This is a genomic window from Paenibacillus sp. FSL H8-0122, assembly GCF_038005345.1.
Classification (GTDB): Bacteria; Bacillota; Bacilli; order Paenibacillales; family Paenibacillaceae; genus Paenibacillus_AQ.
In genome coordinates this window covers 2,743,706-2,765,124 of sequence record NZ_JBBOTB010000001.1, presented here as the reverse complement: position 1 = coordinate 2,765,124, position 21,419 = coordinate 2,743,706, and the positions used below count along the sequence as shown (strand labels likewise).

Genomic DNA, 21,419 nt, shown 5'->3' with positions numbered 1-21,419 from the left:
GAGAGGGAGTCAAATGAGATTATTTGAGATACTTTTAGTTCTATCCTGTTTCGCGCTGCTCGCAGATCTATTGTTTATCAGAAGAGGTGTAAAGACAACAGGACTGGCTTTGGGGATAGGAAGCAGCATTATATTGGCAGTTCAATTATCGGTAGAGGGATACAGGTGGCAGTTACTTTTGGTATATATCATGACGGCGCTGCTCATACTCATCGTTATACTCAGGCATTTAGGTAAGATAGGGAATATAGGGAATATAAAAGCAGGGAAGCTGTTGAAATATAGTTCATCTTCCATCATCGTCATTCTGCTTGTTATATCTACCGCCCTGTCTGTATACTTGCCCGTCTTTCATTTGCCGAAGCTTGAAGGCCCTGAGAAAGTGGGGACTCAAACCTTTCATTTTACGGATCAGAACAGAGATGAAATCTTAACGGAAGATCCAGGCGATAAGAGGGAACTAATGGTTCAAGTGTGGTACCCTACTGCAAATAGCAGTAACAAGAAGAGTGAAGCTCTTTTTCCAAAAGATAAAGAAATGTTCAAAAAGTATATCCAGACCTATTCTAATTCATTAAACCTGCCAGACTTTGTATTCGATTACTGGAAGTATAGTAAAACCAACTCTTATGAAAATGTAGAAATATTGCCTTCTACAAGTCCTTATCCTGTGGTACTGCTATCTCACGGTATGGGAACCAGTCGGGTTCTACATGCTTCACAGGCCGAGAATCTCGCCAGTCACGGGTTTATAGTAGTTACCATCGATCATACGTATAGCACCTTTGCTACCATTTTTCCGGATGGCCGTGTAACGGACTATACAACCAAGACGACTACCGTAGAAGATCGCAGAAGAATCGGTAAGATATGGACGAAAGATGTGGAGTTTGTAATCAATCAAGTGGATAAGCTAAATTCAGGTGCAATCGAAAGTCAATTTAAAGGAAAAATTGATCTAAATCATCTAGGCGTAATGGGGCATTCTTTCGGGGGGGCAACAGCGTTTAATACTACTTATCTAGATCCTAGAATCAAGGCCGGGGTCAATATGGACGGGTCGCTAATCGAAGTAGACAATAGAGATGATCTAAAGAAGCCTTTTATGTTCATAAGATCGGGAAGCTTTAAAGACTGGTTAGCAGATTTTAAGAAGGATACCCAACCGGATAACGAAATAACGAAACAACTTTCAGATGAGCTGCACATTATGCAAAATGTGATCAATCAAGGGGGGCTTGCGATTTATGTCAAAGGTACCCAGCACTTCAATTTCACCGACCTTCAATTCTATTCTGAGCTGATTAAGCTGACTGGAATAACAGGCGACATTAATGGTAAACGAGGATCAGACCTCGTTAATCAATATGTCCTCGATTTCTTTAATAAGCAGTTGAAAGGAGAAGGGGGACAACTGCTTGAGGGTCCAAACGACAGCTATCCCGAGGTGAAATTTATAAAGCCGGAAGACCTGTAATATGAAACAATATACGATTTTGATATAATTACAAACGATTTCGGGAGCAGCACTCCCTTCTTTATACTATTCTGAGAATAGAAATAAGAAGGGGGTGCTGCTTATGATCGTTCAGGCTGTGATAGGAATGCTGTTGATTCCATTCCTTAATTGCAATTTGTACAACTAACTGGTCTGATATGCCGCCAAGTCTCCGTTTAGTTGTATTTCCTGCAGTTAAAATGCCTCTATATCTGAATTTTCGCCCATCCGGGCAAATTTAGTTGTACAGAATACACTTAGAAGAGGAAGTCCACCCTTTTCATTGTTTTTAGTTGCACTGAATACACTTATCCCTTATATTCCTACAACAGAAAAGGTATAGCAGGGGGAAAACAAAAAAAGTCATAAGGATGGGATTTCTAAAGCAGAGGATAGCTGTGTAATAAACTTGGAAAGAACTTCTCTGTTTGAATTTTAAAAGGATTGTAGCACATTTTCCGCTTAAACAGCGGAGAGGACGGAACGATTGTGGAAAAGCGTCAGCGGTCGCCTTGGTCTCCGGATTTTCACCGCTAAGGGGAATAAAAAAAATCTGGAGAGCACAGCGATTGTAACAACGGTCTGTTCGCGGAGCGTCCTCACCGAGCGCAAACATCCATCCAACTCCAAAACAAGGGGGTGTCCCAGCCATTTCATGGCTTATGGGATACCCCTTTTATTTTAAGAAAAGCGCATAACCAATAACGAACATGGTTCTTGACGAACAGTGTTCGTTATGTTATAAATGTATCAGCTTAACTAATTCATACGCTTATTTAAGGAAAGGAGGAGAGCGTTTATGTCAGATACAAAGGATAGCCGCAGTGTTCAAGCAGCCTTTTCCTTAAAACAGATCCTGCCCGTACTTCTCGCTGTTGCTTCAGGGATGTTCCTGGTGATATTAGACAGCACCATCATGAATGTAGCTGTTCCGAAATTAGTTAGTGCCTTCGATACCAATCTTAGTACGATTCAGTGGGTCATTACGGCGTATACCTTGTCTTTATCGGCAGTCATTCCGTTAGCCGGCTGGTTCTCTGACCGTTTCTCACCCAAACGGATGTTCATGATCAGCATTGTGTTATTTGTGCTCGCTTCTGTTCTGTGTGCAATGGCGACCACTCCTAGTCAGCTTATCATTTTCCGCATCATTCAAGGTCTGGGCGGAGGCATGGTGGCTCCCATCGGAATTGCCACTGTATTCATGGTCGCTCCTCCGGACAAAAGAGGATCGGTCATGGGCATCCTCGGGATCCCGATGCTGCTTGCTCCTATTCTTGGCCCCTTATTATCGGGCTGGCTGATCGAGTACATCAATTGGCACTGGATCTTTTTCATCAACGTACCGGTTGGCATCTTGGCTTTATTCATGGCCTGGAGGTACTTACCTGCATCGGATGCACAAGCCAATAACAAGCTGGATGTGACCGGTGCGCTTTTGGCTCCTATTGCCTTTACTTCAATTGTGTTTGCCGTACATCAAGCAGGAGAGAAGGGGTGGTCCAATCTATGGACGTTAGCTCCTCTGGCCTTGGGCCTGGTTATACTGGCCATCTTTATCTGGAATGAGCTGCGGCAAAAGCATCCGCTGTTGGAGCTACGAGTATTCCGTTCGCCTACCTTTGTGCATGGCATTTCTGTCGCCTGGCTGAATCAGATCGCTTTGTTCGGAAGTATCCTTTTGTTCCCGCTGTATTTACAGCAAGTGAGAGGGCTAACTCCTCTTGAGGCTGGATTATATGTGATCCCGCAAGCCCTGTTATCTACTGTCGGGATTAACGCAGGTGGCCGGTTATTTGACCGTTTCGGTGTTCGCCCGGTAGCCATCATGGGTATTCTGTCTCTCTGCGGGTCCTTACTTGCACTGACGCAGATTGATGCACATACGAGTTCTATATATATCATTTGCAGCTTTGCTTTTGCAGGGCTTGGGCAAGGATTAACGATGATGCAGATTAATACACATGTCCTCAGATCAGCTCCCAAGGAATTAATAAGCCGTGTTACGCCCATAACCACTTCAGCACAGCAAATCATGTCCAGCTTCGGCGTTACCATCACGATGGCTTTTCTGGCCAAACAAATCAGGGGACTTCCCGCACAGCATTCACCCGATCAATTAGGTCATGCCTTCGGATCAACCTTCTGGATTACTTTGGGCTTTGCAGTGATTGCATTGGTTTTATCTTTGTTTTTTGCAGGCAAGAAGCAAGATTCTTGAGAAAATACTTTCAAACGAAGGAGATGTCTACACATGACAACTGTTAATTCTACCGAACAACGCCGGATCGCCATTATTGGGGGTGGACCAGGAGGGCTAACGCTCGCCCTGATTCTGCAACAGCATGGTATTTCCTCGACGATTTACGAACGTGAACATGAGGACCTTAGCCATGAACGCGGAGGCTCCTTAGATATCCATGAAGAATCCGGGCAACTCGCTTTGAAGGAAGCCGGATTATATGAAGCTTTTCTGCAGGCAGCAAGGTTTGAGGGCGAAGACTTCCGGCTCATGGATAAGACGGGGACTATATACCTGGATGAAGTGGCCGATGAAGAGATCTCGGAAGGGCAGAGACGCCCGGAGATTGACCGTGGTGTGCTTTGTGACTTGCTATTAAACAAATTAGATCCGTCTACCATTCAATATGGGTATAAACTGGAGAAGGTTGTATCTCTGGGCGAGGGTAAGACGGAGCTTCATTTTGAGAATGGACATATCGCTGTGGCAGATCTTGTCATTGGTGCGGATGGCGCCTTTTCCCGCGTTCGCCCTCTGCTTACCGATACAAATGTGGAATATTCAGGTCTGACTATGCTGGAGCTTAACGTTATTGCAGCCGATCACCCGGATCTGGCAGCATTCAACGCACGTGGCAAGATGTTTGCACTGGATGATCACAAAGGGATTCTGGGCCAGCTGAACGGCAACGGACGGATCAAAGTATATGCGAGTTTCAAGGTAGAGCGGGACTGGTTAGACGAAATCCGCAGCGATAACCCGCAGGAGATAAAGGCAAAGCTGCTTGAGCTGTTTCACGATTGGAGTGAACCGCTCAAGAATTATATCCGGTATGCGGAAGATGCTGTTGTGCCCAGACGGATTTACATGCTGCCTGTCGGCTTTCGCTGGGAACGGAACTCTGGTGTCACGTTGATCGGGGATGCTGCACATGTCATGTCTCCTTTTGCCGGAGAAGGGGTGAATCTTGCAATGCTGGATGCGCTGGAGCTGGCTCTTGCCATAGTAAGGAACAAGCAGACATCAGTGGCCATTGAAGAATATGAGGAGAAAATGTTCCAGTATGCCTCAGAGAAAGCATATGTATCTAACGAAAATCTCATCCTGAGCTTCTCACAGAATGCGGCACCAAAATTTGCTGAACTGATACAATCTTACCAAGTTCAGGCTGATCAGCTGGGATGAGGTTATCTTCCGCGGGTGTATTTACTATTGTCTTCCGGCATGTTATAAGAAAAGTATGATGAAACCTAAACGAGAAATTGTGAGCCGCCGCAACCGGCCAGCCAAAGAACCCCTCAGTCATGAACTAATTGTCAAAACCGCCTATGAGCTGCTGAAGCAGGAAGGGACCTCCGGTATGAGCATGAGGAAGGTTGCCAAACAACTGGACACCGGACCTTCCTCCCTGTATGTTTACGTCAAAAATTTGCAGGAATTGAGTTCTTATGTGCTTGACCTTGGTCTCGGTGAGTTGAACCTGCCGGAGCTGACGGACGATAACTGGAAGGAGCAGTTATTTCAAGCACTGCATGCTTATGCGGAGCTGCTTATCGAGCAACCCGGATTAGCTGAGCTGTCTCTACAGACGATTCCTATTGGGAATCATGCTTTTCGTCTGAATGAGTATTTACTTACTGTCCTCCAGAAGGGAGGAATCACCTCTACGTCTGCTGCTTGGGGAACGGACCTGTTGCTCCTGTACGTGTCTTCCATTGCCTTGGAGAAGGCAAAGAGAGCAAACGAACTGATGGAAACTGCCCAGAGCTACTATAATGAAGCAGATCCGGTACGGTTTCCGTTGATGAACAGTCTGAAGACTGATTTATTCTCGGGGGATACTGCCTCCAAGGAGAGGTTCTTCTGGGCCATTGAGGTGATACTTCAGGGGATATTGCACAAACAGTTAGGAGACAATGGTAAGTAACCAAGCGACGAAGATCATGAGAGAGGTGTCTATTGAAATGGAAGCGAATCAACCGACGAAAATAATTGTACAAGCCGTGGTTCAAGCCCCTATCGGGAAGGTATGGCGCTACTGGACCGAGCCGGATCACATCACGAAGTGGAATCAGGCGTCCGAGGACTGGCATGCGCCGAGAGCCGAGAACAATCTGCAGGCCGGCGGTACCTTTCTGACACGGATGGAAGCGAAGGACGGCAGCATGGGCTTTGATTTTGGCGGCGTATACGATGTCGTGAATCAGCACGAAGTGATCAGCTACACCATAGAAGACGGAAGAAGAGTGGAGATCACGTTCGTCGATCAAGGGAATGAGACGAAGATCATTCAAACATTCGATGCGGAAAACGCCAACCCCGTCGAGCTCCAGCAAGCAGGCTGGCAAGCGATCATGGACAATTTCAAAGCGTATACCGAGCACAACTAACTATCAAAGAAAGGCGCCTGGGATCCCAGGCGTTTTTCTTTTTGAAGCCTTAGTAGGAGCATACTCTTCGTTCAAAGAAGGAGAACAGATGTTTTAAATATGACATAAGGTGACATGATTAAGCTTTATAATGATATTAAATCAACGAAAGGAGCAATAAATCGTGAGCAGAAGAATCATTTTAGACTTGGCAGTTACTTTGGATGGTTATATTGAAGGGAAAAATGGAGAAGTGGACTGGTGCATTATGGACCCTGAGCTGGAGTTCACTCAATTTTTGAATCAAGTGGATACCATATTTTATGGAAGAAAAAGCTATGACCTATTTGGACAATACATTCTGAAGGATGAAGATTCGGATGCTGACAAAGAACTTTGGGCACTAGTTCATAGCAAAGAGAAATATGTGTTTTCCAGGTCGCAGCAGGGGGAGGGGCATGAAGCTATTTATATAAACGACCATATTCTCGAAGAAGTAAACAAAATCAAACAGAGACCCGGTAAAGACATCTGGTTATATGGTGGAGCAAGCCTGATTACAACGTTTATTCAATTAGGACTTGTGGATGAATTCAGATTATCCGTTCACCCTGTGGTTCTCGGAGAAGGAAAACCGCTGTTTGCGGATATCAAAGAACGGTTGAATTTAAAATTAGCTCATACCCGAAGCTTCTCCTCCGGACTTGTTCAGCTTATATACCATTGGGATGGTGAGCCTGGTGCACGCTAATGATATCGTCATTAAAGGCGCGAGAGAAAATAACCTGAAAAACGTGAATGTCCGCATTCCGAAACGGAAAATCACGATCTTCACAGGCGTCTCGGGTTCGGGCAAATCTTCGCTGGTCTTCGACACCATCAGTGTCGAAGCTCAGCGGCAGCTTAATGAGACGTTCTCTGCATACATCCGCAACCGGCTACCCCGGTATAGTCAGCCAGACGCCGATCTCATCGAGAACTTGTCTACGGCCGTTGTTATCGATCAGAAAAGACTCGGCGGCAACTCCCGTTCGACGGTTGGCACGATCACGGATATCAATGCTATGCTCCGGCTGCTGTTCTCCAGAATCGGCAAACCGTTCATTGGCAATTCGCATGTATTCTCCTTTAACGACCCGGCTGGTATGTGCCTGGAGTGCTCGGGAGTGGGACAAGTGGTGCAGTTCGCTGTGGAGAAGCTGCTTGACAGGTCCAGGTCGCTGAATGATGGCGCGATTCTGTTCCCCGCTTTCAAAGTGGGGGGCTGGTTATGGAATACATATTCCCATTCCGGACTATTCGACAACGATAAGCGGCTCGCTGACTACACACAGGAAGAGATGGATGTCCTCCTGCATGGCAAAGAGAGCAAGATCGTGTACAACACCAAGGGCGGAGCCATCGAATCGGATTACGAAGGTCTGCTGCCCAAGCTCACACGCCTGTATCTGAAGCGGGACAGCAGCGAGCTGTCCGAAGCCAAACGCGAATCCATTGACCGGTTCTTGTCCTACAGCGAATGCAGCCTGTGTAAGGGGAGCCGGCTTAATCAAGAAGCCTTAGGCTGCCGGATTAACGGATACAACATCGCTGAGTGTGTGGCTATGGAGATTGGCGGGCTTATTTGTATCATCGAAGCCATTCAGGAACCCGTTGCCGGGCCTATGAAGGAGGGAATCCTGACCCGGTTGAATCATCTGGTCTCGATCGGGCTGGAGTATCTCAGTCTGGACCGGCAGACCACAACATTATCGGGAGGGGAGTCGCAGCGCATTAAGATGGTCCGTCATCTGAGCAGCAGTCTTACCGATATGATCTATATTTTTGACGAGCCAAGCGTCGGGCTGCATCCGCGGGATGTTCATCGTCTGAACGGCATGCTGCGCCAGCTCAGGGACAAAGGGAATACGGTGCTTGTTGTTGAACATGACCGCGAAGTGATGGAAATCGCTGATTATATTATTGATGTAGGACCTCATGCCGGTACCCGTGGCGGTACAATCGTCTATGATGGTGACTTTGCAGGCTTACTCCAGGCGGATACGTTAACAGGACGGTACTTGAAGCAAAGTCTGCCCTTGAAGACATCTGTCAGAGTGCCAAAGGGACGAATGAGCGTAGCCTGCACCAGCTTGCACAATCTGAAGGAGGTGAGTGTTGATATCCCTGTTGGAGTACTGACTGTGGTAACGGGAGTTGCCGGCTCAGGTAAAAGTACGCTGATTAACGGAGCTTTCCTGTCCTCACATCCGGATGCCATCGTCATTGATCAGTCGGCTGCAGGCACATCCATCCGCTCTAATCCGGCTACCTACACGGGAATAATGGACGACATCCGCCGGCTGTTCGCAGCCGCCAACGAGGTCAGCGCTTCCCTGTTCAGCTTCAATTCCAAGGGAGCCTGTGCCAACTGTCAGGGTCTAGGCATGATCTACACAGATCTGGCGTTTCTCGAGCCCATACGGACGACTTGTGAAGTGTGTGCGGGCAGGCGGTTCAGCGAAGAAGTATTGACCTATAAACTCAATGGACAATCCATCAGCGACGTCCTGGCTATGACCGTGCGGGAGGCTTCGGAGTTCTTCAGCAAGAAGGAGCTGCTCCGCAAGCTGCAGACACTGGAGGATGTGGGACTTGGGTACGTAACGCTGGGCCAGCCTTTGAGCACCTTGTCGGGCGGTGAGTGCCAACGCATCAAGCTGGCTGAGGAGCTTCACAAGGAGGGTAGCCTCTACGTTATGGACGAGCCGACAACCGGACTGCATATGTCCGATATCTCTGGTCTGATGGACATCATGAACCGCCTCGTCGACAGTGTCAACTCCGTGTTGGTCATCGAGCATAATCTGGATGTGATCAAGAGTGCAGACTGGATTATTGACATGGGTCCCGAAGGCGGACACCGGGGTGGGCAAATCGTATTCGAAGGCACACCTGCCCAGCTTGCCGCTGCTGAACATTCTATAACAGGGACGTATCTGCGCAAGGCTCTAGAGCAATCTTGAATGAGCATCCCATATCAAACCTATCTTCGTTCCCTCTTCGGGATTCGATCGAACCTCAATTCGCCCTTTCATAGCCTCGATCAAGCCTTTGGTTACCGCCATACCCAGGCCTGAGCCGACATCGGGTGCCGCTGTATCTGTGCCGCGATAGTAACGTTCGAACAGCTTCCACACTGTCTCCTGATCCATTCCGCGTCCATTATCGGCAAATTGAATGATGAAATCGCCTGCCTCCGTACCTGGCTGCACACTTACAATCAGCTTCGCGTCCGGCGGATTATGCAGCAGGGCATTGGCGGTCAGATTATCAACGATCCGTTCAAAGGAGGGAATGTGTACATAACCCTGTACCTGAGCCGGGGCAGGCTGGAACGTAATGCGGCCCTCACCATAAGCCGGGTTACGTTCAGCACGCTCTACCAAATCCTGAAGCAGAGCATTGATATCCGTTAGCTCAACAGGGGGCTGGTATCCGCCACTGCGCAGACGATAAGTCATGGCCAGGTCGCTTACCAGCCTGTCCATGTACATCGACTTGTCTAACATAATGCCCGCGAATTCCCGTACTTCATTAGAAGCCCACTCGTATCTCTCTGCTTCCAGCATATGTGCATAGCCCTGGATGGAGGACAGGGGTGTCTTTAAATCATGGGTGATTCCAGCAATCCATTCCTCGCGAAGAGAGTCAGTCTGTCTGCGGAGTTCTTTATCCTGTTTCAGAGTATCGGATAACGTCTGGATGGAACGTAACACTTCCGTATATACCCGATATTTCCGCCGCCATTTCCCGTTCTTCTTCTGGCTAAGCGGCCTGCCGCGGGGGCCGGCCGGCTCCTCATATTGTCCGCGTTCCAGCCGCTGCAGCCATTGGAGCATATGGAGCATAGGATAACCGAACAGGTTGGCATACCAGACAGCAAGCAGGATCAGCAAGCCGATAATAGATACCAGAAGTGCAGCCAGGGCTGGACCAAAAATAAATCCGAAGGGGTTCTCATTGCTCCCCGCCGGCTTGCTCCCAAGTGGAACACTAAGCATCCAGGTAGAATGGTTCTGCTCATCATAGCTGGTAACTGCAGTCATTCCATACCGGGAGGGGTAACGTGTACGCAGAATCAGATCCTGGATGCTGTAGCTGTCCGGAATCCCTGCTGCGGGCTTGTTGAATGAAGCCATCTCCTGCCCCTGTTCGTCCAGAATCTGAAGATAGGCATCCGCCGCGCGGATGATGTCCTGCTGCCCGGATGCCAGTTCAAGCTTGTTATTTGCATAACGCCCCCCGTTATATGCTTGCTCCAGTATGGTTACGGCCTGGTTGTTCTCTCCATACAGCAGGGTGAAATTGATCCCTTGTCGTTCCCGGATAAGCAGATATAGCTCGTAGGGAAAGGGCTTTTGTCCTTGCCAATAGGATATGAGCTCTCCAGGTTTATAGTGATTCGGCACATCAGGAGGAGTATGAAAAGCATCCAGCACACGGCCCTGCTCATCGAGAATCTGCAGCCAGCCGTTGTTCTCTTCGATTCGCTTCAGCAGACCGGGATCATACTTAACACTGCCGTCCGGCAAAATATCGGCTGTACTGATTAGCTGGTCGAGCCCGACAGTAGCAAAATCTTCAACAAGGTTAGCCTCATTCAACTGCTGAATGACCCAGTAAGCTATACTTCCGCCTATGATCAAGATCAGAATCACTGTACCCGCAAGCAAGCCAATGAACCGCGTCATCAATCTGCGTCTTACACTCATCGCCCAGGCCCCATGTCGGACTGAATGAGCTTATACCCTAGCCCGCGTACGTTCACCAATAATTCAGGTGCGGAGGGATCTGCCTCAATACGCTCACGAATCCGGTGAATATGCACCATGACGGTGTTATCATCACGAATGGCCTCCGATCCCCAGACCCGCTCATATAATTCAGACTTGGTAAAGATACGATTGGGATGTTTGCAAAAGAACAGTAGCAACTGGTACACCAGCGCTGGGCAGTTCACGGGTTGACCTTCTACTCTAAGCTCACCGGCTGGCTCAATGACTTGAAAGCGTCCAAAATCATAGATGCCTTCCTGCGGCGGTTGCTCTGCTTCCGTCTGTCTGGGCAAATATCGTCTCAGCAGGGATTTGATCCGTGCGACTACCTCCAGCGGGTTAAAGGGTTTAACGACATAATCGTCTCCTCCAACCGCAAAGCCGGTCAGCTTGTCATAATCGGTAGTTTTCGCAGTCAGAAAGAGAATAGGGGCATCTGTAATTTGACGCAGAAAAGGGCAGACTTCCAGCCCGCTTCGGCCTGGAAGCATTACGTCCAGCACGATGCAGTGATAGATTTTCTTTTCACATGCCGCAATCGCCTCTTCACCGGTAGTGACCGTATCAATATCCAGGAATTGCTCTTTGAGCAATACCGTTCGGAGCATATGCAGAATCGCCTGTTCATCATCAACAAGCAGGATTGAAACTTCATCCATGACGAAATAGAGCCTCCCAGCTTTTTATACAAGTATCATACCATTCTGAAGCACTGTGTTGCGTGCCGGCAACCTTAACGGATGCTTAATTTTGGAGATAGAACACGCTGCAAAGTTAAGATAGACGTAAGAGTGGGTTAGACGGCAGATAAGATTGATTTCGTACACTGAACTGGAAAGATATCGTGCTAACAAAGGAGTGCAGGGAAATGACTAGAGTACATTCGAAAAGCTGGAAGCTGCTTGCCGCAGTGCTGGGTACGTGTGTGATATTATCTGCCTGCGGCACCTCGAAATCAGCTGAACCGCAAGAGGAATTACCTGTAGAACAGACTTCCAGTCCAGCCCCATCAGTGGAAGCTGCGAATGGAGCGGGGGAGGGCGCAATGATTACACCTGACAATTTCATGGATACCTTAATGAAGGGATCGAAGGAGGACATCTACAAGCAGATGAGCCCGGAGCTGCAGGGAATCATATCGCTGGACGAATTCAAGACGACTGCCGATAGCTTTATGGAAGGCATTGCTTCATGGGAGAAGGTTACGGAGTTTAAAATGAACAATCTGATTGAAAGCTCATGGAAGGATCAGACGGGGACTAAGGGGATTCAAGCCTCTTTTGCCGAAGATCACCAGATTGCGGGGCTGCTTATTCAGCCGCTTGAGAGGCATGAAGAAACGGATAAGGCGCTGACCAAGACTGCATTCCAGTTTCCTCTGAAGGGCGAATGGTTTGTATTCTGGGGAGGGAACGATGTGTTATCCAACTATCATTATGCTCATGAAACCCAGCGTTACGCACTCGACATTATCCGCACTCAGGATGCTGCAAGCTATGAAGATAAGGGAACGGACAATGAGAATTATTATGCTTTTGGTGAACCGATCTATGCAGCAGCAGATGGAAGGGTGGTTGAAGTCAAAAATGACATCCCGGATAACACTCCGGGCGTGATGAACGCTGAAGAACCGGCCGGGAATGTTGTGGTCATTGATCACGGAAACGGGGAGCACAGCATCACAGCACATCTCAAGCAAGGCAGTGCAGCCGTCAAAAAAGGGGATAACGTTCAGCAGGGAGATCTCATCGGACATCTTGGTAATTCAGGGAACTCCAGTGAAGCACACTTGCATTTTCAAGTATCAGACGGGCCCGACATCTTCACTTCGCGTTCGCTTCAGATCCGCTGGGCCGATCAGAGTCAGAAGCTGACACGGGGTAATTCTTTTCAGGGACTGCCCGATTAATTGCGTCAGTTTTTATAAACGGCATACTTTCCAAAGGACTCTTGCACCCGCAAGAGTTTTTGCCGTTCCAAGTAACGTACATGTGCTGAGGTCTCCCCAAGCGCAAACCGCGCGCTGTCATTGTCAAAAACCTTGGAGAACAGTCTCAGGCTAATGTCATATATCGTAGCACCAGCGCTTCCAGCCTCCTGCACAATGTCCAGGACATGATTGAGCCGCTCCTTATGATGGGCGATCACAGATTCAAAAAAGCCGGTCTGCGGCTGAAACACCGGTCCGTGTCCAGGCAGAACGGTGCGGATATTCCGTCTTTGCAGCGCGTGCAATGTCTTAAAATATGACGCCAGCGGATTATCCTCATCGTCTTCGTACTGATAGGTGATGTTGGGCGTGATTGTCTGCAGCAGCAGATCCCCGCCAATCAGCGCCTGACGTTCCGCATTCCAGAACCCCACGCTGCCCTCAGCATGGCCACCGCCGAGCACGATCTCATACGGCTCCCCGGCGAGCGTGATCGAGTCCCCTTCCAGCAGGTTTACCCTCGTTCCTGTAATTGGGGAAATTTGCTGGAGCAGCTGCGAATCCAGCACAGCTACCTCCTGAGCAAGCACCTCCGGCATTCCGCTTTTTAAATAAAATTGGAGATTTCGCTCTCCCTGCTCTTGGCTATAATAGTGCTCCGCCAAGGCATAAGTCTCGCGGCTTGCGAGCACCTCAGCTCCTGCCCAGCGCTGCATCTTACCGGCAAATCCATAATGGTCAGGATGGAAATGCGTAATGTAAATGTTGCGGATCTCAGAGGGCTTTATATGGAGCTGATGCAGCGTCTGCACCCATGATTTCTCGGTAATTACGGTGTCCAGCCCGGGATCGATGACACTCCACCAGGCCCCGTCCTGAACAAGATAGCTGTTCACGTGATTGAGCCGGAAGGGGAGCGGGATGCGAATCTGATAGATTTGCTTCAGCGGTGTCTCCATGTATTGATCTCCTCTTTATGTAAATCGAAGTTTAGTGAGAACTATAGATCAATGCAGAGCCTTTCGTCAATGGCTTATAGATTTTTTTGTTGTGATATAGAAAAATTCAATTAGACATTAAATACCTACCGGTTTAGTATGAATAAAAATGTTTCATAGGCAAACAAAAAGGAGATGAACATCCATTGGCCGCCGTTTTAACTAGAGAAGAAATAGAGCCGGTTCTGACCGGTACGAAGTTCCATCAGTTTCTGGGCATCCGGTTAGAAGAAGTGAATGATCAGTCCCTTACCATCCGGCTGCCCTATAATGAGCTCTTCTATACCTCCGCCGATGGATATATCCACGGGGGGATTCTTGCCACTGTCATCGACATCGCCGGATATTTTGCCGTGTTCAGCCAACTGAACCAGCCGGTACCGACGGTCGATCTCAAAATCGACTACTTGCGTCCCGGGAGGGCGGGGGATCTGCTGTTTACCGCTTCCGTAGTTAAGCTGGGAAGGACCGTCAGCATCGCCGATATCGTGGCAGCCGATGAATCCGGTAAAGCCGTTGCAATTGGAAGAGGATTGTTCAGCTCCAAACAGGAGTAAGAAACTAACAATATTCAGAAAACGAAGGTGGAGCAGCGATGAACGCTTACAATTTTGCAGAAATCATTCGTTCCTCTGCAGCCCGTGCTCCCCAAAGTCCGGCAATCATTGCCCAAGGGAGAACGATAAGCTACGGTGAGCTTCAGAGCCGTACCAACCAGGCGGGCCATTTGTTTGCCGGACTTGGGATTGAGCCGGGAGACCGGGTGGCCGTGCTATTCATCAACGACTTCAGGTTTTTGGAAATCTGCTTCGGACTGATGACCATAGGAGCGGTTCCGGTGCCGATGAATTCAAAGCTTGGCGCAGATACACTTACTTATATTTACAAGGATAGCGGCAGCCGCTTGCTGGTCTACCATTCATCGATGGGGGACAAGGCTAAGCTCATTCATCAGGAGGCGGATGTCACGGCGAGCATCATCTGCACTGCGGAATCACATCCGGACGATCCCGGACTGAATTCATTGGATTATGATGAATTGCTATCGTCACAGGACACCCGGTTGGACCTGTATCCGACCCGCGGCGGCGATCTGTGCCTGCTTCCGTACACGTCCGGATCTACCGGAAATCCCAAAGGCTGCCGCCTCACTCACAGCGGTCAGCTGTGGAACGTCACGGCGATTGCCGACATCCGTAGCTTGCAGCAGGGAGACCGGGCCGTGCTCTCCCTGCCCCTGTATCATAAGAATGCAATGCTGTCCATGAAGGCGGTGTTCTACTCCGGGTCATCGGCCGTTATCCTTCCGGCGCCTGAGCCTGCGGCTATTTTTCAAGCCATCGGGACGCATCGGGCCACTTATATTTCCGGCGTTCCAGCCCTGTACCGGATGCTGGTGACTCACCTGAAAGAGTCAGCCGCTGCTTATGATCTCAGCTCACTGAAGTATGCGATCTGCGGATCGTCTGATACGCCGGTTGAACTCCTGGAGGACATCAAGCAGTGGATGCACATCGAGGTGTATGAAGGCTACGGCCTAACCGAAGGAGGACCGGTTGTGCTGGAATCGCGCAAGGGCCTGCACAAGCCGGGATCAGCCGGCTTCCCGCTGCCGGGATGCTCGATTCGGATCGTGGATGCGGCTGAAGAAGATGTCCAGGAAGGAACGATCGGCGAATTGTGGGTGAGTAACCCTGGCGTAGCCGACGGCTATTGGAATCTGCCGGAGGTGACACGCAAACGGATCACCTCAGACGGCTGGCTCAAAACAGGAGATATGGCCTGGCAGGACGATGAGGGTTATGTCTACATTGTTGGACGCAAGGACGACATGATCAACGTAGGCGGCGAGAACGTCTATCCGAAGGAAGTCGAGAACATCCTGCTTCAGCATCCGCATGTCGAGGATGCCTGTGTGCTTCCGGTTCCTCATGAACTTAAAGGTGAGGTGCCTGTAGCATTTGTCGTATTAAATCATCACACGGGTCGTGAGGAAATCAAGCGGTTCTTCATCGAGCGGGGACCGGCCTATGCGCATCCGCGCGAGATTTACGAATTGGATGCTTTTCCGCTGACCGGTCCGGGGAAAGTGGACCGGACGCGGCTCAAACAAATGTTGGCTGAACAATTACAAAAAGGAGTGGGCAAATCGATATGAAAGCAGCGCTGATTCTTGAACATGGAGACCGAAGCAATGTAGTGGTGGGGGATTATCCGAAGCCGGAAGCCGGTCCTGGAGAAGTTCTGGTCCAAGTCAAGGCGGTCTCCCTGAACCACCTCGATATTTTCGTCAGAAGGGGAATTCCCGGAAGAAAGCTGGAGCTGCCCCATATTTCGGGCGGAGATGTCGCCGGCGTCGTTGAAGAGATCGGAAGCGGGGTGACGAACGTGCAGCCTGGCGACCGCGTTCTGATCAATCCGCATATCCAGGGCAAAGGGGCGCTCGGCGAAGATACGACGGGTGGACTGGCGGAATACGTAAAGGTTCCGGCAATCAATTTGATTCCTCTTCCGGAAGACATCAGCTTTGACGAGGCGGCAGCACTGCCAATCGCTTATGGAACGGCCTGGCGGATGCTGATTACGCAGGGCAAGCTTCAGGCCAACGAAACGATTGTTATCTTGGGGGCCAGCGGCGGCGTAGGGAATGCCGCAGTGCTGATCGCCAAGCTGGCAGGGGCACGCATTATTGCAGCAGCCGGATCGGACAGCAAGGCGGAGAAGCTGAAGGAGCTTGGAGCGGATCATGTGATCAATTACAGCAAATCCGATTTTGCCAAGGAAGTATGGGCTTTGACGGACAAGCAGGGTGCGGATATTGTAGTGGATTATACCGGCAAAGCCACCTGGCCGCAGAGCATCAAGGCGACACGCAAAGGAGGGCGGATTCTGACCTGCGGAGCGACGACGGGCTTCGAAGCTGTGACGGACCTCCGGTACGTATGGGTTCGCGAGATTTCGATCATCGGCTCCAACGGCTGGGGAGAGGGAGATCTGCATACGCTGCTGGATTTGGTCAGCCGTAAAAAGCTGAAGCCGGTCATAGACCGCGTATTGCCGCTTGAGGATATCAGGGAAGCGCACCGTTTGATCGAGGAACGGGAATTTTTCGGCAAGATCATTATTCATCCTTAACTGAGGACAAGGAGGAGCGGACCATGGGAGTTCAATTAACGTTTGATCATGCCGTACATTTCGTGAATAAACCTGAGCAAATGCTGGCAGAGCTTGCAGAGCTGGGAGTTCATACAGTGAACGGCGGAAGGCACGAATTGATCGGAACGTACAACGCACTGACGTATTTTGATCTGCGCTATATCGAATGGATCGGAATTTTTGACCCGAAGCTGCTGCCTCCCCACCAGGATACTGAGCGTTACGGGCTCGTGGATACGCTGGCAGGTGACGGTTTTGTCGAAGGGCTCAGCCGGATCGCGCTGCGGACGGAGCAAATTGAAGCGTTGGCGGAGCAGCTAGCCACCGAGGGTTATCAGGTAATCGGTCCTGTGGATTGCTCCCGCAGAAGGCCGGACGGGAAGCTGCTGGAATGGAAGCTGTTGTTCGCAGGCTTACCTGAAGAAGGACTGCCGCTGCCCTTCTTCATCCAATGGAACGAGGCCGATGAGGACAGGAGGGCCGGGCTGACGGCAAACGGCACCATAACGGATCATGCCCGTGGTCCCGTGACACTGGATTATGTGGCATTTACGGTTCGCGACTTGGGAGCGACGGTCAGCCGATGGACGAAATGGCTCCACTTAGAGGCCGGGGAAGCTGTCTATGATGACTATTGGAAGGGCAAGAAACAAGTCATTTATCTGGGCTCGTTCCAACTGGTATTTTTGGAGCCGGATCATGAGGGACCCGCAAAAGAGTACTTGCAATCCAGGGGAGAACGTCCGTTTCTAGTCGGATTGAACAGCGGTCAGGCAGGCTCACCCGAGCAGTACGTCAACCTTCACGGTTCTTTCTATCATTTGAAATAATCGCAGGGGACGCCTGAAGGAAAGGAGAGGCATCACATGGCGTTACGCACCAAAAAAGACACTAAAGCGAAAAACCTATGGATTCTATGCGTACAAATCGCATTTGTAATCATCCTGCTGGCGGGTATGCAGCTAGCGGTGTCCAACGAGTGGGTGAGCCGGGTATTCTTGGCCTCCCCGTCCCAGATTGTACAGGAGTTCGTGTATATGCTCCAAGAAAACACACTTTGGCCGCATTTGTCCATTTCCCTGCAAGAGGTTGCAGTAGGATATCTTATTTCGGCGGTAGCAGGCATCGGGCTTGGTGTGTTATACGTCTCATTTCCGTTATTGGAAAAGCTGATTGATCCGCTGATGGCAGCGATCATGGCGATTCCGAAAACGGCGATCATGCCGCTGCTCATTGTTTGGTTCGGCATCGGCTTCAAGAGTAAGGTCATCCTGGTCATTCTGTTCTGCTTTTTCAACATTCTGTATAACACCGTTACGGGCTCCAAGCAGACCCGGACGGAGCATTTGAAGCTGGCCAAAGTGTTTAAGGCGAGCCGGGCGCAGACGGTATTCAAGGTTTTACTGCCTTCCGCGCTCCCTTCCATTTTCAACGGGCTGCGTGTGACGGCGGCGACGGCGATCACTGGCGTCGTATTTGCCGAGATGGCAGCAGCGAAGAATGGGCTTGGTTTCCTGCTTAATGAGTCCCAGGCTGTACTAAATACGCCAAGATTGTATTTGGTCATTATTGTGGTGACGGTGTTATCCGTTCTGTTCGTCGGGCTGATCAACCTGATCGAGAGATTGGTCTGCCGCCGGTGGATGCCGAGCCGCGTGGCCTGATTAAGATTTGCACATTATATACGGGGGGGAAGAGACACATGTACTCAAATCAATGGTTAAGCAAAACAATTAGCGGAGTGATCTCCATATCTCTGGTTCTCACGCTCGCCGCTTGCGGCTCGTCCGCCAAGGATGCTCCTGCTTCCTCCAACTCCACGGGTTCTGCGGAAACCGGTAGCAGCACAGAGGCAGCTTCAAGTACACTGGACAATACAACCGTGGATATCGCTTCAGGGATTCCGCCATGGAAAGGGCGGGACAACAAAGAGGTCACCCTGACGGCCGGTTTCTCCAAAGGGATGACCGGAATTGCCAATCAGTTCGCCATCGACAAGGGCTGGTATGAGGAGGCTGGCATTAAGCTAGACTTTGTCGATACGATTAACCCGGTTGCGGCGTTCGGAGCCGGAGAGGTCGACATCGCCGACGGGGACCCCGGAACCTATATCCCTGCCATTGTGAACGGTGTGAAGATTAAAGTCGTCAGCAATATGTGGAGAAGCCGCGGGGCTTACTGGATCATTGCCAAGCCGGAGATCAAGACGTTCGCTGACTTGAAGGGCAAGAAGATTGGTTCTGCGCAGCCGATCGGCGGTATGCCGCTCACCTTGATGGAGGTGCTCACACAGAACGGCATCGATCCGAAAAGGGATGTTGAGCTTGTGCCGAACGGTGTGTATCAATCGGCTTATGCGACGTTTGAATCGGGCGAAGTTGACGCCACTATTATTCACCAGCCGTTCGCCACGATTGCAGAGCAGGCCGGTAAGGGGAATGTGCTGGCCAAGACTTGGGAGTTCATGCCGAAATACCAGACCGGTGTGCTGGTAGCCAGCGAGAAGCTGATTAATGAGCAGCCGGAAGTAGTGGAACGAGTACTCGAAGTGTATTTCTATGCCAACGAATACGCCAAGACGCATCTGGATGAATTCCTGCCTTGGGCGGCCAAGTATTTGAACCTGGATGAGAAGACAGCGCGTACCGCAATTGAATCGGAAATCGTCCTCTGGGAGAACGACCCGATTGTCGATAAAGACCGCTTGCAGGTGACCGAGGATCTGCTGAATGAATACGGCATGCAGCGGGACAAAATCTCGGTCGACGGCACCTTCGACAACACGTTTGCGGAGAACGTAGCCAAAAGGTTGAAGCTGGGCAAGTATAAGGCAGACAAGTAAAAGGTAAAGCGGGAAAGGAGCTGATCTCATGCCCACAATCGAGCTTCGGCATATTACCAAGGAATACGAAAATATCGATGAAGCGCAAACCTATGCGCTGCAGGACATTAACCTCACGGTGCAGGACGGGGAATTTGTATGCGTGCTGGGTCCAAGCGGCTGCGGAAAAAGCACGCTCCTGGAAATTACCGCAGGTCTGCTATCCCAAACGAGCGGAGAGGTGCTGCTGGATCAGGTTCCGCAGGCCGGAGCCAGCCGCGACATCGGAGTCGTATTTCAGGATTCCGCGTTGTTCCCTTGGCGGAGCATCCGCCGCAACATCGAATTCGGCTTGGAGATTGCCGGCGTCAGCCGCGAGGAGCGGCGCGCCAAGGTGCAAAAGACGATCGAGCTTGTAGGCTTGGCTGGCTTCGAAGACAAATATCCGCATCAACTCTCCGGGGGCATGAAGCAGCGCGCCGGGCTTGCCCGGACGCTGGTCGCCGATCCGCGGGTCATCCTTATGGACGAGCCGTTCAGCGCGGTGGACCATCTGACGCGGCTGACCTTGCAGGACGAAATGATCCGTATTTGGGAGAAAGAGAAGAAGACGATCTTTTTCATCACGCATGATGTGGCTGAAGCCGTCTATCTGGCGACCAGAATTGTCCTGCTCAGTCCGCGTCCCGGCCGCATCCAGCAAGTCTTCGACGTACCGTTCGACCGGCCGCGTAACCGGAACGATATAGAGCTCCTCAGTATCGTGGAAAAGATTTATATGGCGATCAACAACCCGGTCCAGAGCCGGGACACCGAATATTTTATTTAAAAAGATCAAAGGGTCTTCAAACCGGAGGATAGGGGGTATATGGATGAGAGTCATCATTACCGGGGGCAGCCGGGGGATCGGACTTGCGATTGCCCGGCAGCTGTCCATCGCCGGTCATGAGCTGCTGCTGGTGGGGCGCAGCGGGGAGGCCTTGGCTGAAGCGCGAACCGCGCTTGGCGGGAATGTTCGGGTGTTTACGGCAGACCAGACGAGCGGAGAAGCACCGGAACAGCTCTTTATATATATGAAGGAACTGCAATTTCAACCTGACGTCCTTATCTTGAACGCTGCCGCTTTCTTTGATGACACCCGTTCCGTTACGGAGCCAAAGGGGGATCAGTTGGAACGCATCCTTCAGGCCAATGTCGTATCCAACTACAATTGGGTGCGGACGTTGCTGCCGCTGATCCGCCAAGGTACATACCCGCGCATTCTGGTCATCGGGTCGACGGCAGCACTGCGGGCGGATACCTCGCTGTACGGCATTTCCAAAGCGGCGCTGCGGAATTACGTCCTCGGTCTGCGGGAGGAGCTGAAGCCTGCCGGAGTCGGCGTGACGCTGATCCATCCCGGCGGTACCTTTACCGAGCGGCGTGTTCCCAATGAGCGGACAGCTCCGGACCGGCTGCTGGAAGGCAGCGACATCGGTCTGCTGGTTGCAGCCATCCTGTCATTAAGTCCGCAGGCGGTCGTCGAAGAGCTTACGGTCCGGCCGATGCTGGGTGACACTTTTTAGCCGATATTAGCTGGGATTGGACA

The 21,419-nt window shown here is 50.6% G+C and carries 19 protein-coding genes; 16 read left to right on the top strand and 3 right to left on the bottom strand.

Going from position 1 to position 21,419, the window contains the following annotated elements; translation table 11 throughout:
* Nucleotides 1-13 precede the first annotated feature (13 nt).
* From NSS64_RS12180 to NSS64_RS12150, 7 genes are all read left to right on the top strand, one after another.
* Nucleotides 14-1,477 (top strand): alpha/beta hydrolase family protein, encoded by a 1,464-nt coding sequence (locus NSS64_RS12180; RefSeq protein ID WP_341140254.1) that lies wholly within the window; start codon nucleotides 14-16, stop codon nucleotides 1,475-1,477.
* An 820-nt stretch (nucleotides 1,478-2,297) separates the two neighbouring features.
* The gene (locus NSS64_RS12175; protein WP_341140253.1) at nucleotides 2,298-3,719 is read left to right on the top strand and encodes an MDR family MFS transporter; all 1,422 of its coding nucleotides are present in this window, start codon (nucleotides 2,298-2,300) and stop codon (nucleotides 3,717-3,719) included.
* A 33-nt stretch (nucleotides 3,720-3,752) separates the two neighbouring features.
* Complete coding sequence (locus NSS64_RS12170; RefSeq protein WP_341140252.1) at nucleotides 3,753-4,925, top strand: FAD-dependent oxidoreductase; 1,173 nt, start codon at nucleotides 3,753-3,755, stop codon at nucleotides 4,923-4,925.
* A 55-nt stretch (nucleotides 4,926-4,980) separates the two neighbouring features.
* Nucleotides 4,981-5,667: a TetR/AcrR family transcriptional regulator gene (locus NSS64_RS12165; RefSeq protein ID WP_445667792.1), complete on the top strand. Its 687-nt coding sequence runs from the start codon at nucleotides 4,981-4,983 to the stop codon at nucleotides 5,665-5,667.
* A 37-nt stretch (nucleotides 5,668-5,704) separates the two neighbouring features.
* Nucleotides 5,705-6,130 carry an SRPBCC family protein gene (locus NSS64_RS12160; RefSeq protein WP_341142803.1) on the top strand — a complete coding sequence of 142 codons (426 nt, stop codon included), beginning with the start codon at nucleotides 5,705-5,707 and terminating at the stop codon, nucleotides 6,128-6,130.
* A gap of 163 nt (nucleotides 6,131-6,293) precedes the next feature.
* Nucleotides 6,294-6,860, top strand: a complete 567-nt coding sequence (locus NSS64_RS12155; RefSeq protein ID WP_341140250.1) for a dihydrofolate reductase family protein — start codon at nucleotides 6,294-6,296, stop codon at nucleotides 6,858-6,860.
* The gene (locus NSS64_RS12150; RefSeq protein WP_341142802.1) at nucleotides 6,838-9,114 is read left to right on the top strand and encodes an excinuclease ABC subunit UvrA; all 2,277 of its coding nucleotides are present in this window, start codon (nucleotides 6,838-6,840) and stop codon (nucleotides 9,112-9,114) included. Before NSS64_RS12155 ends, NSS64_RS12150 begins: the two co-directional genes overlap by 23 nt.
* Here the strand turns inward: NSS64_RS12150 and NSS64_RS12145 are convergent.
* Both NSS64_RS12145 and NSS64_RS12140 read right to left on the bottom strand, forming a co-directional pair.
* Nucleotides 9,100-10,863, bottom strand: a complete 1,764-nt coding sequence (locus NSS64_RS12145) for a sensor histidine kinase (protein ID WP_341140249.1) — start codon at nucleotides 10,861-10,863, stop codon at nucleotides 9,100-9,102. The two genes, NSS64_RS12150 and NSS64_RS12145, sit on opposite strands and share 15 nt — an antisense overlap.
* Complete coding sequence (locus NSS64_RS12140) at nucleotides 10,860-11,585, bottom strand: response regulator transcription factor (protein WP_341140248.1); 726 nt, start codon at nucleotides 11,583-11,585, stop codon at nucleotides 10,860-10,862. Before NSS64_RS12140 ends, NSS64_RS12145 begins: the two co-directional genes overlap by 4 nt.
* Nucleotides 11,586-11,794: 209 nt before the next feature.
* On the opposite strand from NSS64_RS12140, the gene NSS64_RS12135 reads away from it, so the two are divergent.
* Nucleotides 11,795-12,835: a M23 family metallopeptidase gene (locus tag NSS64_RS12135; RefSeq protein ID WP_341140247.1), complete on the top strand. Its 1,041-nt coding sequence runs from the start codon at nucleotides 11,795-11,797 to the stop codon at nucleotides 12,833-12,835.
* 5 nt (nucleotides 12,836-12,840) lie between these two features.
* Here NSS64_RS12135 and NSS64_RS12130 read toward each other — a convergent pair whose 3' ends face one another.
* Nucleotides 12,841-13,815, bottom strand: coding sequence for an MBL fold metallo-hydrolase (locus tag NSS64_RS12130; RefSeq protein ID WP_341140246.1), 975 nt, complete (start codon nucleotides 13,813-13,815; stop codon nucleotides 12,841-12,843).
* Nucleotides 13,816-14,000: 185 nt separating this feature from the next.
* On the opposite strand from NSS64_RS12130, the gene NSS64_RS12125 reads away from it, so the two are divergent.
* The 8 genes from NSS64_RS12125 to NSS64_RS12090 are packed head-to-tail and all read left to right on the top strand — an operon-like array spanning nucleotide 14,001 to nucleotide 21,396.
* Nucleotides 14,001-14,411: a PaaI family thioesterase gene (locus NSS64_RS12125; protein ID WP_340940602.1), complete on the top strand. Its 411-nt coding sequence runs from the start codon at nucleotides 14,001-14,003 to the stop codon at nucleotides 14,409-14,411.
* A 38-nt stretch (nucleotides 14,412-14,449) separates the two neighbouring features.
* Nucleotides 14,450-16,012, top strand: coding sequence for a class I adenylate-forming enzyme family protein (locus NSS64_RS12120; protein WP_341140245.1), 1,563 nt, complete (start codon nucleotides 14,450-14,452; stop codon nucleotides 16,010-16,012).
* A complete protein-coding gene (locus NSS64_RS12115) occupies nucleotides 16,009-16,989 on the top strand; it encodes a zinc-binding dehydrogenase (protein WP_341140244.1) in 981 nt (326 codons plus the stop codon). Before NSS64_RS12120 ends, NSS64_RS12115 begins: the two co-directional genes overlap by 4 nt.
* Before the next feature lie 23 nt (nucleotides 16,990-17,012).
* The gene (locus NSS64_RS12110) at nucleotides 17,013-17,840 is read left to right on the top strand and encodes a VOC family protein (RefSeq protein ID WP_341140243.1); all 828 of its coding nucleotides are present in this window, start codon (nucleotides 17,013-17,015) and stop codon (nucleotides 17,838-17,840) included.
* Between the two features lie 36 nt (nucleotides 17,841-17,876).
* Nucleotides 17,877-18,674, top strand: a complete 798-nt coding sequence (locus tag NSS64_RS12105; protein ID WP_341140242.1) for an ABC transporter permease — start codon at nucleotides 17,877-17,879, stop codon at nucleotides 18,672-18,674.
* Nucleotides 18,675-18,712: 38 nt separating this feature from the next.
* The gene (locus tag NSS64_RS12100; RefSeq protein ID WP_340940593.1) at nucleotides 18,713-19,852 is read left to right on the top strand and encodes an ABC transporter substrate-binding protein; all 1,140 of its coding nucleotides are present in this window, start codon (nucleotides 18,713-18,715) and stop codon (nucleotides 19,850-19,852) included.
* A 28-nt stretch (nucleotides 19,853-19,880) separates the two neighbouring features.
* Nucleotides 19,881-20,660, top strand: coding sequence for an ABC transporter ATP-binding protein (locus NSS64_RS12095; protein WP_341140241.1), 780 nt, complete (start codon nucleotides 19,881-19,883; stop codon nucleotides 20,658-20,660).
* 43 nt (nucleotides 20,661-20,703) lie between these two features.
* Complete coding sequence (locus tag NSS64_RS12090) at nucleotides 20,704-21,396, top strand: SDR family oxidoreductase (RefSeq protein ID WP_341140240.1); 693 nt, start codon at nucleotides 20,704-20,706, stop codon at nucleotides 21,394-21,396.
* Nucleotides 21,397-21,419 lie beyond the last annotated feature (23 nt).

What these genes read in the sequence shown, in the direction of transcription:
- NSS64_RS12180 (WP_341140254.1), top strand. Translation starts at nt 14, where the DNA reads ATGAGATTATTTGAGATACTTTTAGTTCTATCCTGTTTCGCGCTGCTC.
- NSS64_RS12175 (WP_341140253.1), top strand. Translation starts at nt 2,298, where the DNA reads ATGTCAGATACAAAGGATAGCCGCAGTGTTCAAGCAGCCTTTTCCTTA.
- NSS64_RS12170 (WP_341140252.1), top strand. Translation starts at nt 3,753, where the DNA reads ATGACAACTGTTAATTCTACCGAACAACGCCGGATCGCCATTATTGGG.
- NSS64_RS12165 (WP_445667792.1), top strand. Translation starts at nt 4,981, where the DNA reads ATGATGAAACCTAAACGAGAAATTGTGAGCCGCCGCAACCGGCCAGCC.
- NSS64_RS12160 (WP_341142803.1), top strand. Translation starts at nt 5,705, where the DNA reads ATGGAAGCGAATCAACCGACGAAAATAATTGTACAAGCCGTGGTTCAA.
- NSS64_RS12150 (WP_341142802.1), top strand. Translation starts at nt 6,838, where the DNA reads ATGGTGAGCCTGGTGCACGCTAATGATATCGTCATTAAAGGCGCGAGA.
- NSS64_RS12145 (WP_341140249.1), bottom strand. Translation starts at nt 10,863, where the DNA reads ATGAGTGTAAGACGCAGATTGATGACGCGGTTCATTGGCTTGCTTGCG.
- NSS64_RS12140 (WP_341140248.1), bottom strand. Translation starts at nt 11,585, where the DNA reads ATGGATGAAGTTTCAATCCTGCTTGTTGATGATGAACAGGCGATTCTG.
- NSS64_RS12135 (WP_341140247.1), top strand. Translation starts at nt 11,795, where the DNA reads ATGACTAGAGTACATTCGAAAAGCTGGAAGCTGCTTGCCGCAGTGCTG.
- NSS64_RS12130 (WP_341140246.1), bottom strand. Translation starts at nt 13,815, where the DNA reads ATGGAGACACCGCTGAAGCAAATCTATCAGATTCGCATCCCGCTCCCC.
- NSS64_RS12120 (WP_341140245.1), top strand. Translation starts at nt 14,450, where the DNA reads ATGAACGCTTACAATTTTGCAGAAATCATTCGTTCCTCTGCAGCCCGT.
- NSS64_RS12115 (WP_341140244.1), top strand. Translation starts at nt 16,009, where the DNA reads ATGAAAGCAGCGCTGATTCTTGAACATGGAGACCGAAGCAATGTAGTG.
- NSS64_RS12110 (WP_341140243.1), top strand. Translation starts at nt 17,013, where the DNA reads ATGGGAGTTCAATTAACGTTTGATCATGCCGTACATTTCGTGAATAAA.
- NSS64_RS12105 (WP_341140242.1), top strand. Translation starts at nt 17,877, where the DNA reads ATGGCGTTACGCACCAAAAAAGACACTAAAGCGAAAAACCTATGGATT.
- NSS64_RS12100 (WP_340940593.1), top strand. Translation starts at nt 18,713, where the DNA reads ATGTACTCAAATCAATGGTTAAGCAAAACAATTAGCGGAGTGATCTCC.
- NSS64_RS12095 (WP_341140241.1), top strand. Translation starts at nt 19,881, where the DNA reads ATGCCCACAATCGAGCTTCGGCATATTACCAAGGAATACGAAAATATC.
- NSS64_RS12090 (WP_341140240.1), top strand. Translation starts at nt 20,704, where the DNA reads ATGAGAGTCATCATTACCGGGGGCAGCCGGGGGATCGGACTTGCGATT.